Origin of the sequence: Streptomyces sp. NRRL S-495 (assembly GCF_000966955.1) — a bacterium.
Taxonomy (GTDB): Bacteria; Actinomycetota; Actinomycetes; order Streptomycetales; family Streptomycetaceae; genus Kitasatospora; species Kitasatospora purpeofusca.
The window spans coordinates 1-15,127 of sequence record NZ_JZWY01000130.1; the positions used below are offsets into that span (position 1 = coordinate 1).

The window sequence follows — 15,127 nt, forward strand, 5'->3', positions numbered from 1 at the left end:
GAGCAGCAGCGGCTGGAGGCGGGCGAGCAGCAGTCCGCCGGTGAGGGCGAGCAGCAGCGGTGCGGCGACCAGCAGCGGGTCCACGCCCGTCCCGGTGGGGGCGACGCCGCGCCGCCGGACCTCGACCACGGCGGCGACCGTCAGGGCCAGGACGGTGAGTTCGCCGGCCAGGCGCCGCCGGTTGCTCCCGGCCCGGGGCCGGGACCAGAGCCGGGCGGCGCGCACCGGCAGGGCGAGCAGGGAGAACAGGGCGACGGCCGTGCCGGCGAGGACGGCGCCGCCCCAGCGCGGGCTGGGCAGCAGCCACAGCGCGAGCACTCCGGCGAGGGCGGCGGGCAGCAGGACGGTGACGACGCCTTCGCCGAGCAGTCGCCCGACGACACCGGTCCGGGAGCCGCCGCGGGCCTGGAGCAGGCGCAGTTCGGCGGCCCGCCGGTCGCCGGCGAGGGCGGCGGCCAGGCCGAGCACGACCAGGCCGACGCCGGCCAGGCCGGCCGGGCCGATGGCGGCGAGCGGCGCGGTGGCCTGCTGCCGGGCGGTGGCCTTGTCCAGCAGGTCCGGCAGCGGCGAGGTGATCTGCAGGCCGGGGCGGGAGGTGGCGCTCGCCAGTTGGTTGGCGGTGTTCCCGGTGAGGTAGGCGGCGAGTTCCCGGTCGGTGCGGTCGAGCCGGTCGGCGCGCAGCCGGTCGACGTCGACCGGGATCCGCCAGAAGTCCTGGGCGCCGGTCTGCCAGCTCTGGACCGCGTCGAGAGCGCTGCCGTCGACGAGTCCGGTGAGGCGCCAGTAGGCGTAGGGCTGCTTGCCCCGGGTGAAGTCGAGGCAGGCCTGGAGGGGGCAGGAGAGTTCGGCCCAGTACGGGTCGTTGCGGTCGGTGGCGTTCAGGATGCCGACCACCTCGGCCTTCCGCGGTTCCTCCCCCTGGAGGGTCTCGCCGGTGGTCAGCACGTCGCCGAGGTGGATCCCGACGGTGGTGGCGGTGTCGCGGACGAGCGCGATCGGGACCGGGGCGCCGCCGCCCTTGGGGGCGTCCGGCCAGCGGCCCTCGGCGAGGGTGGTGTGCTCGCGCAGGCCCTGGACGTAGAGCAGGCCCATCTCCGGGTCGACGGCTTCGGGCCGGGCCAGGCCGGGATTGGTCAGGGAACGCGACTTGCCGCTGCGGGCGCCGTACACGACTCCGCCCGGGGCGACGGCGAGGGTGGGGCCGACGTGGGCGGCGAGCAGGGCGGCGTCGTCGTCCAGGGTCTTGGCGCCGCCGATCAGTGCGCTGGAGGCGTACATGCTGGTCGCGACGGCGCCCCGGTCACGGAGGAAGTCCCGCAGGCCCTGGTCGGCGGCCCGGTCGAGGACCCGTGGGAAGGCGGTGGCCAGGAAGACCGTGCCGAGCGCGAGGACGGCGGTGAGCAGGGCGGCGAGCGGGGTCGCGCGCAGCCGGGTGCGCACCCACGGGGCCGGTTGGTGGCCCGCCCCGGGGCCGGTGCCCGTGGGTCGGGGGGCGGTGGTGGCGGCCGGACCGGTCACATCTCCTCCAGGTGCCGCAGGCGCTGCGCCACGTCGCGGCGGCGGCGGCCGCCGAGCAGGGCCGAGAGCAGGGGGACGGCGGAGATCGCGACGGCCAGCAGCGCGGCGGTGCCGAGCGGCAGGGCCACCAGGGCCTCCGGGACGGGGCGGCGGGCCGCCGGGGTGAGGACGACGAGGGGCACGATCAGATGGACGATCAGGGCGCCCAGGGCGAGTCCGACGACGCTGCCGAGGCCCACCAGGACGGCCTGTTCGGCGGCGGCGAGCACCGTGGTGACGACGGCGATGGCGGCGAGGGCGTTCTGCGGGGCCGCGCTGAGCGGGTCGCCGAGGAGGTCGGCGGCGACCTCGTCGCGCAGTTGGAGTCCGGGGGTGCCGGGGGCGGCGCGCAGTGCGGCGGCGGCCTGGGCGGGGGTGCGGTCGTCCGGGCCGGTGGCGGGCAGCCACCATTCGGCGGGGACGGGCGTCTCCCGGCCGCCGGCGGCGAGCATCCGGCCGACCGTGCCGAGGTCGACCAGCACCGCGGTGTCGCCGACGACGGGCAGCGAGGAGACCTCGCCGGTGATCCGCACCGGCACCGTGGTGAGGCCGAACGGCACCCGGACGGTCGCGCCGACGGCGGAGCCGGTGGCGGCGAGGTAGCCGCGGGTGGCGACGCCGGCGATCGCGGCCGGGGGCTTGGCCTCGGCCGGGGTGATGACGACGCGCCGGTTGTTGAGGGCGTCGGAGCCGGCCCCGTAGCGCACGCTCAGCAGTCGCCGGTCGTCGGAGGGGCCGGGGACGAGGTCCACGCCGACCGGGCGTTCGGCGGAGTCGCCGCCGGTGGTCCAGCCGAGGCCGGCGGGGACGGCGGCCGGTACCCCGGGGTCGGCGGCGCGGTCGGCGGCGGCGAGCCGGCGGATCGTCAGTTCGCCGGTGTCCTTGGGGCCGAGGGCGAGGGTCAGGCCGATCACGGAGAGTGGCGCGGACACCGAGCTGAGGCCGCCGTCGGTGAGCGCGGCGAGGTCGACGGTGGCGCGGGCGTCGCCGCCGGCGGGGACGCCGGTGACCGGGGCGACGAAGGAGAGGTTGTGGCCGTCCCGGAGCAGCAGCCAGGCCTCCGGGGCCCTGGGTGCCGGTACCGGTCCGAAGCTGTCGTCGGCGGCTGCGGCGGGGCGCGGGCCGGGGGTGAAGGTGAGGTCGACGTCGATCCGCTGCGGCTTCCCGGGCAGCGGGACCCCGGTCGGGGCGGCGTCGGCGGTGCCGTCGGCGAGCGGGGTGAACAGGCTCTTCGGGTCCTGTCCGTCGAGCAGGTCGGAGCGGATCGGGACGTGCTCGGCGAAGGCGGCGGCGTCCAGCGCGAGGACCTGGCCGTGGGAGCCGTCGGGAAGCGACTGCTCCTGTCGGCCGACCGGGAGGATCCGGTCGCCGCCGGGCAGGGCGGCGAACCGGCTGCCCTGGCCGATCGCGGCGGTGTGGGCGCCGTGGATCCGCAGGCCGCCGGCGGTGGCGAAGGAGGCCTGGTCCTGCTGGGAGGCGTTCCAGGTGTCGTGCTGACCGAGCGCCAGGACGCCGGTGGAGACGCCGAGCACCAGGAGCAGGACCGGTCCGCTGGCCTGGGCGGGGCGGCGGGCGAGCTGCCAGCCGACCAGGGCGGGGCCGAGGCCGCGGCCTCGGGCGGCCAGTCGGGCGCCGAGTCGGGCGACGACCGGCAGCAGCCGCAGCACGAGCAGGGTGCCGGCGCCGAGGGCGAGCGTGGGGGTGGCGACCAGGACCGGGTCCAGGCCGAGACGGCCGTCGGCGTCCGGGGACAACCCGCCGCTGTACTGGGAGAGTTGCTGGTAGGCGAGGACGGCCAGGGCGAGCAGGGCGAGGTCGGCGCCGGAGCGGGCGGCGCCGGCGGCCAGGGCCTGGCGGCGGCCGGCCCGGCGCAGTACGGCGGTGCCGGCACCGCGCAGCAGGGCGGGGACGGCGGCGAGCAGGACGCAGCCGAGGGCGCAGGCGACCGAGACCGGCCACAGCGTCCAGTGCAGCGAGGTGTCCAGCGGCACGTGGCGCAGCGGGCCGAAGCCGCCGAGGACGCGCAGCAGCGGCGGGGTGAGCAGCGGGGCCAGCAGTGCGGCGGGCAGGGCGAGCAGCAGTGCCTCGACGGCGGTGTAGCCGCCGAGCCTGGCCCCGGAGGCGCCGCGGGCGGCGAGCAGGGCGTTCTCGGACTGCTGGCGGCTGGCGATGAGGTGGACGACGAGCAGCAGGGCGGCCGAGGCCAGCACGATCAGCTGGAGCGCGCCGATCAGCAGGGTGGACCGGGCGACCATCGCGCCGGAGTCCAGTTCCCGCAGCAGGGCGGGGAGTTCGGTGCGGGCGATGAGTCCGGCGTTCCGGTTGAGGGCGTCGCCGGCCGGGGTGACCCGGTCCCGGACGGCGTCCACGGCGGCGGTGCCGACGCCGGTGAAGTCGGCGTCGATCAGCCAGCTGCGGCCGTTCTGGGGGATGCCGGCGGCGCCGAAGGCGGTCTCGTCGACGAGCAGCGGGCCGTAGGTGGTGAAGCCGCCGGAGAGGATCTCGCGGCCCTGCACCGGGTCGAGCCGCCAGTAGAGGTCGGCGGGGTCGTTGGCGCGGTAGGCGCCGGTGACCCGGACCACGAGCGGGGGGCCGCCGTAGCGGTCGGTGAGCCGGACCTCGGCGGGCAGGGCCTCGGTGGTGAGGCCGAGGCGGGTGAGCACGGACCTCGGCACGGCCACCTGGACCGGGCCCGGGGTGCCGGGGGTCGCGGCTGCGGCCGCGGGCCAGTCTCCGGCGAGGAGTTGGACGTAGCTGCGGTCGAGGGCGGCGAGCAGGGTGAGGTCGTCGGCCCTGGTGGCACCGGGCTGTGCACCGGAGGCCGTCGGGGCGGCGGAAGGGGCAGCGGAGGTCGCCCCGGCAGTCGTCGGGACAGCGCCCGCCGGGGCGGCCGGGGTGCCCGCCTGCTTGCCCGTCGGGGCAGCCTGCGCATCGCCCGCCGGTCCGGTCGGCAGTCCGTAGGAGCGGCTGCGGGACAGGCCGCGGGTCTCGGCCGGCAGGTCGCCGAAGAGCACCCGGGCGTAGTCGGCGACCGCCGCGTCGTCCTTGGCCCTCCGGTCCAGCCCGTGCTCGGAGTTGACCACCACGGTGGTCCGCGGGTGGCCCGCGCCCTGCAGTGCCTGTCGCTGTCCGATCTCGCCGACGGTGCGCTGGAAGGCGACCAGCGCCGTGAGCACCGCCGTCGTGATCAGTACGGTGAGCAGGGCGGCTGTGGCCAGGGGCAGTCGCCCGCGCAGACGGCGCATGACAAAGCCGAGCATCCCGATCCTCCCCCGGTCGTCAATGGTGTCCGCGCCGCATCCGGTCCGGGCAGGTGTCTCGCGCTGCGCGGACGGGCCCCCGGGGCGCTTTCGTCATGGTGATCACCGGCGCTTGATCACCGGATAGCGGACGATGCTTTCAGATCCGGTCAAGGAAAGGAAGGGACTTGCGCGAAGGATGTAAGTAGTGAGCAAATGCTGCGCATCGCGGCTGCACGGCGGCCGACAGCACGTCATGTCCGCGATCCCTGTAAAGCCATGAACACCTCAAAGAACGCCGCGAAGAACACCCCGGCCGGCCGCCGTCGGCGGACCCCGCCGGGGAGCACCCAGGGGGATGCCGCATGACCCAGCAACCGGCCGGCACCGTCACCGCTCCGATGGTGGCCGTCACCGATGTCCACCGCAGCTTCGGCACCGGCGAGCGCACCGTCCACGCCCTGCGCGGTGTCTCCTTCACCATCGGCCGGGGCGAACTCACCGCCCTCAAGGGCCGGTCCGGCTCCGGCAAGACCACCCTGCTCAACCTGGTCGGCGGCCTGGACGCCCCGACCGGCGGCAGCATCACCCTGGACGGCACCGACCTCGGCAGCCTGGACGAGGACGGGCGGCTCGCGCTGCGCCGCGACCGACTGGGCTTCGTCTTCCAGTCCTTCGGCCTGCTGCCCGTGCTCACCGCCGCCGAGAACGTCGGCATCCCGATGCGGCTGCGCAAGGTGCCCGCCGCCCAGCGCGAGGAGCGCGCCCACACCCTGCTCGCCCTGGTCGGACTGTCCGACCACGCCAACCAGCGCCCCGGGGAGCTCTCCGGCGGCCAGCAGCAGCGCGTCGCCATCGCCCGGGCCCTGGCCAACGAGCCCGATCTCATCATCGCGGACGAGCCGACCGGCCAGCTGGACTCCGAGACCGGCCGCTCGATCATGGAGCTGCTGCGCGCAGTGGTCCGCAGCGAGGGCGTCACCGTCCTGGTCGCGACCCACGACCCCAACCTGATGGAACTCGCCGACCGCGTGGTCGAACTCCGCGACGGCCGCGTCGTCGAGGAGCCGGCCACCGTCGGCTGACCCCAGCGAAACAGCCGGACATCCCCGGCGCCGCGCGAGAGGGCTCCCCCGGGCATCAGCCCGGGGGAGCCCTTTTTTCAGCTGTCCTTCCGGCCGGAGTTCCGCACCACGATCCCCCCGAGGGCGATCCTCCCGCCGGCCCGCTCCGGAAAGCGCTGATCTCCGCCACCCCTCCGATCATTCATTCGATCATTTTTATCCTACGATCATTCCATTGATTCGAACGAGTGAACTCAATAGCGGAAGAGAAGAGATCAATTCGCACACTGACCCATGTCCGGCAGGTGAACTGCCGCCTCAGGCACGGCAACCGGGGCCGAATACTGATTGACAGTGGATTTTACCGGGCCCATGATAAATGCCATCCGACGGTCGGCTGCGAGGTGGCGGATGACGTACACGAAGCTCGATGAAACGCTGATCTCGCGCGTGCACACACTGAGGCAGGCCGCCCTCCGTCAGGGCGAGGACGACGCTGCTCGGCTGGACCGGACCGAGCGGATCAAGGTCCTGCTCCACTACACCGGCGACCTCCGGGTGGTGGAGGAGGCCGGATTCTGGACGGAGTTCCGCACCGCCCGGATCGCGGCCGGCACGATCGCCGCCGAGGACCTCGAACGGATCTCCACGCTCGACAACGTGGTCACCATCCACGGCAGCCGTCCGACCCGGCCCGGAGGGCCCGCGGCACCGCCTCCCGAACCCCCCGGCGTCGACGCGGCGAACGCCGACACCGCGAACCCCGATTCCACGAGCGCCGACACCGCGAACGCCGACACCGCGACGGCCCACGACGGGGGCGGTGGACCGGGAGCCACGTTCGCCGACGACGTCCCCACCATTCCCGCCGGATTCACGGGGCGCGGAGTGGTGGTGGGCGTCATCGACACCGGAATCGACATCTTCCACCCGGCGTTCCGCAAGCTCGACGGGACCACCCGGATCGTGTCACTCCTCGACATGACACTGCGCCAGACGATCGCGGTCACCGGCAGCCCGACCGGGGGCTCGATGAGACTGCGCTGGCAGCCCCCGGGCCGGGTACCCGACCAGGCGACCGGCATCCTGGCCCTCCCGCTGACCGCGGCCACCGCACAGACGGCGCTCAGTGCTCTCGGAGGTGTGTCGGCGGGCGATGTGGTCGTCACCGGCGGCCCGCTGCCGGCGAAGCCATTGGTGATCGACTTCGAGGGCCAGTTCATCAGGGCGCCGTTCGACACCGGGCAGATCAACCCGATCCGGCTGACCGACATCAGCTTCACCGGGGGCACCACTCCCACCGTCAGCGTCACCCGCGGGCGGGTCATCACTCCGAACGAGATCAACGCCGCCCTGGCCGCGGCACCGCCGCCGCCCACGCCGCCCCAACCCTTCCTCTCGCGCGACCCGGACGGCCACGGGAGCCACGTCGCGGGGGTCGCCGCGGGGATCGGCCTGCCGGGCTGCTGCTCTCCCGACCGGATCACCGGCATCGCCCACGAGGCCGATCTCGCCATCGTCCGCTCGACGTTCCACACGTTCGACGACCTCCAGGCGGCCAAGTACCTCCTCGAACAGCAGTGGATCCCGACCGGTACTCCGAAGCCCCCCGTCGTGGTGAACATGAGCAGCTTCGAAACCTCGACGGCGCACGACGGCACGTCCCCCGAGGAACAGGGGCTGGACGACCTGCTGATCGGGGCGACCCGCCGGTCGCTCGTGCTCATCGCGGGAAACACCGGAGGGCAGGCCCAGCCGAACCAGCTCGCGCAGTTCTCCGAGGGCCAGCACGCCTCCGGCACCGTTCCCGCGAACCGCAGCGTCACGGTGGGGCTGGACATCCTGTCCGGCGACACCGCGGCCGACCTCCTGTTCGTCTGGTACCCCGGGCCCGGCCGGCTGAACTTCACCCTGACCCCGCCGCAACCGGTCGGCGGCCCGGCCATGGCCCCGGTCGTTCCGAACCCGGATCCGACGTCAACGTCCGTAAAACGGACCGTCGGTCAGGGACCGACCCAGCACGTCCTGTTCGTCGCCTCGCACGTCGGGGTCGAGCCGAACCGCAAGAACCGGATCATCGCCCAGCTCAACCCGGTCACGGCCGTCGCCCCCCTCCAGTCCCAGATCGCACCCGGGGTGTGGACCATCACCCTCACCGAGACACAGGGCACCGTCACACCGTTCGACTGCTGGACCAACCCGAGCCTGACGGAGCAGCCGGCCCGCTTCGTCCCCGCGAACCAGGACCCGACCAGGACCGTCAGTTCCCCCGGCACCGCCCGTCTCCCCCTCACCGTGGGCGCCTACAACCCGGCCAACGACCGGCTCGCCGACTTCTCCGGCCGCGGCCCCACCGCGGACTTCCGGCTCAAGCCCGAGGTCTGCGCACCCGGGGTGCGGATCTTCTCGGCGAAGTCCGGCGGCATCCACCCGGACCTCCTGGCCGTGATGAGCGGGACCAGCCAGGCCGCGCCGTACGTGACCGGCGTGATCGCGCTGATGTTCCAGGCGAACAACAACCTCGAGCACACCACGATCGTCGGCCACCTCACCTCCACCTGTCTGCCGCCGGTCCCGCCGGTCCCGCCGACCCAGTTGGACAGCGGCTGGGGCTTCGGCCGGGTGCACCCCGAACGCGCCGTCCTCGCCTCGATGCCGGCCCCGCTGGCGGAGTCCTTCGCCGCCGCCGGAGAGCCGCTGATCCTGCCGGCCGCCGCCTACCCCGCCGTCCACATCCCGCCGACCGTCCGGATGCGCCAGGTCCTCGACCGCCTCGCCGCGAGCACGACCGGGCGCCGGGCCTCCGAACTCTGCACCGCACACCTCGACGAGGCCCGGCAGCTGGTGGACACCGAACGGCGGGTCACGGTCGCCTGGCACCGGATGCACGGCCCCCTGCTCGTACGGCGACTGCTGCTCAGCGAGTTCGCCCACGACGAACCCGTCCCGCGCACGCTCGGCGGCCGCCCGGTGGCCGACGGGCTGGCCCGGCTGCTCGACGAACTCGCCGCCGCCGGGAGCCCGGAACTGCGCGAGGCCGTCACCGCGCATCGCGACTTCCTGCTCCGCCTGCCCGGCGCGCGGCTGTCCGACCTCGACAACCTCGACAACCTCAACGACCCCGACAACTTCAACGACCTCGACGACCCCGACGACCTCGACAGCCCCGACGACCGAGCGGAGTTGAGCTGAGATGGCCGCCGGAACCCTGGAACTGCTCGCCCGGGAGATCGCCAACGCCCTGCGGCCGCTGGAGCAACTGCTGGGCGCCGAGCAGCGGCAGTCGTTCCTCACCTCGCTGGGCCTGTGGCTGCCGGGCGGGCTCGGCGCCGCCGACGGCCCGCTCGGCACGATCGCCGTGCAGGCCGGAGGCCTGGGCCCGATCGTGCTGCGGCTGGACGCGGCGATCGGGGACGACGTCGCCGAGCGCATCGCCCTGGAGGGGGTGTCGCTGGTCGGCGCCCTCGGGCAGGTGTTCGGCGCGCTCGACGCCCTGGGGCCCGCCCTCGACACCGCGGTGGCCGGAGCACCCGGTCTGACCGACGCCCAGCGGGCGAGGATCCGGGCCGAGGCCAAGGAGCTGCCCCGGCGGATCCTCGACTGGGCGCTGCTCACGCACATCGAGGGCAGGAGCCGCAACGCGCTCGACGTCCTGTCGCTGCTCGGGATCGTCACCGATGTCGGTCGCGCCTCCGATCCGGCGGACCAGACGGTGGTGCCGGTCCGCCGCCGCACGCTCCACTTCGACCGGCTGCCCACCCTGTTCACCGCCCCCGGCGACCTCTTCCGCGACGCCTTCGGCTTCGGCACGCCCGGGTTCGACGGCGCCGAGCTGTTCCGGCGCCTCGCCGAGTACCTCCACGCGAACGGCCGGTACTTCGACTTCGAGGCTCCCGCCGGCGGTCCGCGCGTGCTGGACGCCTTCCTCCTGCGGCTGACGGTCGACCCGGCCGGTCCGCTGCCCTCACTGCTCACCCGGGCCGACGTGGTGGCCGCCGCGGACCTGGTCCGCGAGTACCGGCCCGGTCCGCTCTGGAAGGTCTCCTTCGAGGCGCGGACCAGGTTCGACCCGGGGCTGGAGGCCCGGGTACGGCCGCCGCTGAGCATCGAACTCCACCCCTCCACCGGCGAGTTGCAGCTCGCCGCCGCACTCGGGCTGACCGCCGAGAAGGCCGACGGCACGCCGATCGTGCTGCTCGGGCAGACCGGCGGGTCCCGGCTGGAGATCCACCGCTTCACCGCGGCCCTCGGGCTGACGGCGCAGGCCGGGCCGGGCGGCAGTGCCACGGCCGAGCCCACCGCCCGGCTCGACCTCGCGGGCGGTCACGTCCTGATCGACCTCTCCCAGGGCGACGGGTTCATCAGCAGGATCACCGGCGGCGGGCGGATCGAGTCCGACTTCGAGCTGCGGGCGCTCTGGTCGCCCTCGGGCGGGCTGCGGCTGGAGGGCAGCGGCTCACTCGACCTGGCGATCCCGACCCACCTGGAGCTGGGCCCGATCGAGGTCACCACGCTGTACCTGAGCGCGGGGGTCGGCGCGGACGGCTCGGTGCCGCTGGAGATCTCCGCCGCCTTCAAGGCCGAGCTGGGTCCGGTCAAGGCGGCGGTCGACCGGGTCGGGGTGATCGTCAGGTCGCGGTTCCGCGAGGGCGGCAACCTCGGTCCCCTGGACATCGGCTTCGAGTTCAAACCGCCCACCGGCGTCGGTCTCTCGGTCGACACCGGGGTGATCTCCGGCGGGGGCTTCCTGTCGGCCGACCCGGCGCGCGGCGAGTACTCCGGCGCACTGGAGCTGAAGTTCGCCGGGTTCGTGGATCTCAAGGCGATCGGCCTGATCAGCACCCGGATGCCGGACGGCACCGACGGCTTCTCGATGCTGATCGTGATCACCACCGAGTTCGGCGGCCTCGGCCTGCAACTGGGGTACGGCTTCACCCTGCTCGCCGTCGGCGGCCTGATCGGCCTCAACCGCGGGATGAACCTTCAGGCGCTGGTCGAGGGGGTGCGCACCGGCCGGATCGAGTCGGTGATGTTCCCCCAGGACGTCGTCGCCAACGCCCCGCGGATCCTCAGCGATCTGCGGGCCTTCTTCCCGCCCGAGCAGGGGAAGTTCCTGATCGGGCCGATGGCCAAGATCGGCTGGGGCACGCCGACGCTGGTCAGCGTCTCGCTGGGCGTCGTGATCGAGATCCCGGGCAACCTGGCGATCCTCGGGGTGCTGAAGTGCGCGCTGCCCACCGAGGAGCTCGCGCTGCTGGTCCTGAAGGTCGCGTTCATCGGCGCGGTCGAGTTCGACAAGTCGCGGCTGTGGTTCTTCGCGCAGCTCTTCGAGTCGCGGATCCTCACCATGACGATCGACGGCGGTATGGGCCTGCTCGTCGCCTGGGGGGACAACCCGGACCTGGTGCTGACGGTCGGCGGGTTCCACCCGTCGTTCCGGCCCCCGCCGCTGCCGTTCCCGGTGCCGAACCGGCTGGCCGTCGACATCCTGAACCGGCCCGGGGCGCTGATCCGGGTGTCCGGGTACTTCGCCCTCACCAGCAACACCGTACAGTTCGGGGCGGCCGCGGAACTCCGGCTGGGCTTCGAGGACTTCGGGGTCGAGGGCCATCTCTCCTTCGACGCGCTGTTCCGCTTCTCCCCGTTCTCCTTCGTCATCGAGATCGCCGCCGACGTCTCGCTCAAGGCGTTCGGGGTGGGGCTGTTCTGCATCGACCTGCGGTTCCGGCTGGAGGGTCCGTCGCCGTGGCGGGCGCGCGGGCGCGGCTCGATCTCGCTGCTCTTCCTGGAGATCTCCGCCGACTTCGACATCAGCTGGGGAGAGGAGCACGACACCACGCTGCCGCCGATCGCGGTGCTGCCGCTGCTCGCGGGCGAGATCGCCAAGGTCGAGGGCTGGCGTACCGTTCTGCCGCCCGGCGGCGGCGACCGCCGGGTGACGCTGCGCGAACTGCCGCCGACCGACAAGCTCGTGCTGCACCCGCTCGGCACCCTGTACGTGCAGCAGCGGGCGGTCCCGCTCAATGTCCGGATCGACCGGGTGGGTGCGCAGCGGCCGAGCGACGGGCGGCGTTTCACCGTGGCTCCGGCGGCGGACAGCGGCCTGGTCCAGCTCTCCACCCCGGACGACAAGTTCGCGATGGCCCAGTTCCAGGACATGGACGACGCGGCCAAGCTGTCCGCCGCGCCGTACCAGGACCAGGATGCCGGGCTGGAGTTGAGCGCGGAGCGGGAGGCGCTCGCCTCCGCGCGGGTGGTCCGCCGAAGCACCCGCTACGAGCTGCACATCCTCGACTCCCGTCGGGCCGCGGCCACCGCCGCGCGCACCGCCCCGGGCGCTCCTGCGGGAATCGTCGCGGGGGCCGCCGCCGGGGCGGCCCGGGCAGCGGGGGCAACCGGGGCGGCCGGCGGGGACCCGCCGCGCGCGGTTCCACGACGTCCCCGCCGCCGTCTACGAGCAGTTGCTGGAGGGCAGCAGCACCAGCCGCTCCGCCCTGTCCCGACGGGACGCCGAGCGCCGCCGACCGTTCACGGGCGGGGACACCGTGCAGCTCACCGGACAGCGGTTCGCCGTCGCCTACCGGCGCAACAACCTTCAGGCCTTCCCGCCGACCTCGGACGTCGACCGGGGCGCGACCACCTTCCGCAGCGCCGCGACGGCGGCCGACGCGCTGACCGACTGGGTCGCCGCGGACCCGGGCCTGGCCGACACCCTGCACGTCATCCCGGTGTCGGAGGTCGCCGCCCCGCTCTCCGCCCCGGGGGCGTGGTCCGCGGCCGGTCCGCTGCCGGTCGCGGCCGCCGGGCCGGAGGCGGTCCGGCTGGCCGGCGGCACCGTGCTCGTCGCCGGCGGCGCCGACGGCACCGGCCGGGCGCTCGGGTCCGCGGCGCGGTTCGATCCGGTGGCCAAGACCTGGTCGGCCGTCCGGGACCTCGCCACCGCGCGTCGGGGGCACTCCAGCACCGTGCTCGACGACGGCCGGGTCCTGGTGACCGGTGGCCGCGGCGCGGACGGCAAACTGCTGGACTCCACCGAGGTCTTCGACCCGGTCGCCGCCACCTGGAGCCCGGCTGCTCCGCTGAGGACGCCCCGGGCCGGGCACTCGGCGACGCTGCTGAGCACCGGCGCGGTGCTGGTGGCCGGTGGCACCGGGGCGCGGGGTGGTGGCGAGGGCACCCTGGACTCGGCCGAGCTGTTCGACCCGCGCGCCGGCAACTGGTCGCCCGCGAAGCCGATGGCCGACGCCCGGTCGGGGCACCGCGCGGCCGTGCTGCCCGGTGGCCGGGTGCTGGTCGTCGGCGGGGCGCTGGCCACCGGCGGCCGGCCGGCCCCGCTCGCCTTCTGCGAGCTGTACGACCCGGCCGCGGGCACCTGGTCCACCGCCGGGAGCCTCACCACCCCGCGCCGGGGCCACCAGGCCACCGTGCTGGCCGACGGCTCGGTCCTGGTCACCGGCGGCGAGGCGACCGGGATCCCGGTCGGTGGCCGGTTCACCCTCGCGCCGCTGGCCTCGGCGGAGCGCTACGACCCGGGCACCAACACCTGGAGCCGACTGCCGGACATGCCCGGCGGCCGCAGCGGACACCGGGCGCTGCGGCTGCGCTCGGGCAAGGTCCTGGTCGTCGGCGGCACCGCCGGACCGGCCTTCGCCGGGGGCTTTCGCAACGCGACGCTCTACGACCCGGCCGGCCACGGCTGGACCAGCACCGGCGGCCTGGCCGACGGCCGTACCGACTTCGCCGCCACCGAGCTGGCCGACGGCCGGGTACTGGTCGCGGGGGGCGTCACGCTCTCCGGCCCGGCGGCGCCCGGGGAGGCCGCCGTCGTCACCGCCGGCACCGAGATCCTCACGCCGTGACCACGGCCAGCCCGAAGGGTTCGACGAGCCATGACCGACACCACGACCGGCGCCACGACCGCTGCCACGACGATTACGGCGGCGGCCGCCGGCGGCTCCTGGACGAAGACCGGTGACCTGCCGTCACCGGCCGCCTGGTACGGGCAGTACGACGGCGCCGTCCTGCTGAAGAGCGGCAAGGTGCTGCTGACCGGCGGCTCGGACGCCGCCTCGGCCGTCCTGACCCGCACCGCGGTCTACGACCCGGCCGCCGCGACCTGGACGGCGGGCGTCCCGCTGCGCTTTCCGCGCCGGCTGCACACCGTGACACGGCTCGACGACGGCCGGGTGCTGATCGCCGGGGGCACGAGCGGCTCGTCGCCGTTGTCGCCCGGCCTCGCCGGCGCCGAGCTCTACGACCCGGCCGACGGCAGCTGGAAGAGCGCCGCCGACATGCACGAGGCCCGCTGGGGGCACAGCGCGGTGCTGCTGGCGGACAAGCGGGTGCTGGTGGCGGGCGGCGTCGCGGTGCGCTCCGGCGACTCCGTCAAGGCCCTGCGGTCGGCGGAGATCTACGATCCGGCCACCGACACCTGGACCGACACCGGAGCGATGACCGACTCCCGGACCGGCCACTCCGCCGTCCTGTTCAAGGGCGGTCAGGTGCTGGTGTGCGGCGGCACCGCGCCGATCTCCGGGCGCGACGACGCATCGCTCGCGTTCTGCGAGCTGTTCAACCCCACCACCAAGGCCTGGACCCCGACCGGCAGCCTGGTGCTGCCCCGGAGCCGGCACCAGGCGGTGGCCGCCTCCGACACCGCCGCACTGGTGTTCGGCGGCGCCACCCCGGGTGCCCCGGGCGACGGCACGTTCGACCCCTTCGCCGGTCTGACCGTTGAGCGCTACGACCTGGCCACCGGGGCCTGGACGGCGATGCCGCCCTCGCCCGGGGGCCGCGGCCTCCACCGGGTGGTCCCGCTGGGCGGCGGGAAGTTCCTGCTGGTCGGCGGCACGGCCGAGGTGCGCGACGGTGTCGGCTACCGGAGCGCGCTGGTCTTCGACGACACCACGAGGGCATGGACGGCCGCGGCCGGGACGACCGTCGGCCGCTGGGCGTTCGCCGCCACCGCGCTGTCGGACGGCCGGGTGCTGATCGCGGGCGGAACGGTCCGCGCCGGGCTCGCCGCCGCCGATCCGGCGCTCCAGGAACTCACCGCCACCACCGAGGTGTTCGGGGCCGCCTCGTGACGACCAACGTCTACTCCTTCCTTCCGTGGCTGCGCGGCGGCATCGCCACCAGGATCGCGGCCGATCCGTCCGGCCCGGTCACCCGCGCCGAGATCCCGGTCCGTCTGCACCTGACCGGCGAGGCCGCCGCCGGCGGCCCGCCGCCGGAGCAGTTCGTCGAACAGAAGGTCCAGCTCTACGG

Annotated in this window: 6 protein-coding genes and 2 pseudogenes; 6 read left to right on the plus strand and 2 right to left on the minus strand. The window is 74.5% G+C overall.

From position 1 onward, the window contains the following. Together VR45_RS46775 and VR45_RS09335 are read right to left on the minus strand one after the other, a co-directional pair. Positions 1-1,518 (minus strand): annotated as a pseudogene (locus VR45_RS46775) (hypothetical protein); the annotation flags it as partial. After that, the gene (locus VR45_RS09335) at positions 1,515-4,817 is read right to left on the minus strand and encodes a hypothetical protein (RefSeq protein WP_045939210.1); all 3,303 of its coding nucleotides are present in this window, start codon (positions 4,815-4,817) and stop codon (positions 1,515-1,517) included. The gene VR45_RS09335 and the pseudogene VR45_RS46775, both read right to left, overlap by 4 nt. Before the next feature lie 344 nt (positions 4,818-5,161). Between VR45_RS09335 and VR45_RS09340 the strand changes: the two genes are divergently transcribed. From VR45_RS09340 to VR45_RS09360, 6 genes and pseudogenes are all read left to right on the plus strand, one after another. Beyond that, positions 5,162-5,881, plus strand: coding sequence for an ABC transporter ATP-binding protein (locus tag VR45_RS09340; protein ID WP_045939211.1), 720 nt, complete (start codon positions 5,162-5,164; stop codon positions 5,879-5,881). A 429-nt stretch (positions 5,882-6,310) separates the two neighbouring features. Beyond that, complete coding sequence (locus VR45_RS09345) at positions 6,311-9,052, plus strand: S8 family serine peptidase (protein WP_234325899.1); 2,742 nt, start codon at positions 6,311-6,313, stop codon at positions 9,050-9,052. 1 nt (position 9,053) lies between these two features. Next, a pseudogene (locus tag VR45_RS50515) lies at positions 9,054-11,966 on the plus strand (DUF6603 domain-containing protein); the annotation flags it as partial. Positions 11,967-12,696: 730 nt separating this feature from the next. Next, positions 12,697-13,719: a kelch repeat-containing protein gene (locus VR45_RS48455; protein WP_353612673.1), complete on the plus strand. Its 1,023-nt coding sequence runs from the start codon at positions 12,697-12,699 to the stop codon at positions 13,717-13,719. 30 nt (positions 13,720-13,749) lie between these two features. Beyond that, positions 13,750-14,946, plus strand: coding sequence for a kelch repeat-containing protein (locus VR45_RS09355; RefSeq protein WP_045939213.1), 1,197 nt, complete (start codon positions 13,750-13,752; stop codon positions 14,944-14,946). Next, a partial coding sequence (locus VR45_RS09360; protein ID WP_045939214.1) for a hypothetical protein occupies positions 14,943-15,127 on the plus strand: 185 nt, incomplete at its 3' end. The genes VR45_RS09355 and VR45_RS09360, both read left to right, overlap by 4 nt.

Bases quoted from the DNA above. Each gene is read 5' to 3' on its own strand.
- VR45_RS09335 (WP_045939210.1), bottom strand. From the start codon at position 4,817: ATGCTCGGCTTTGTCATGCGCCGTCTGCGCGGGCGACTGCCCCTGGCC.
- VR45_RS09355 (WP_045939213.1), top strand. From the start codon at position 13,750: ATGACCGACACCACGACCGGCGCCACGACCGCTGCCACGACGATTACG.
- VR45_RS09340 (WP_045939211.1), top strand. From the start codon at position 5,162: ATGACCCAGCAACCGGCCGGCACCGTCACCGCTCCGATGGTGGCCGTC.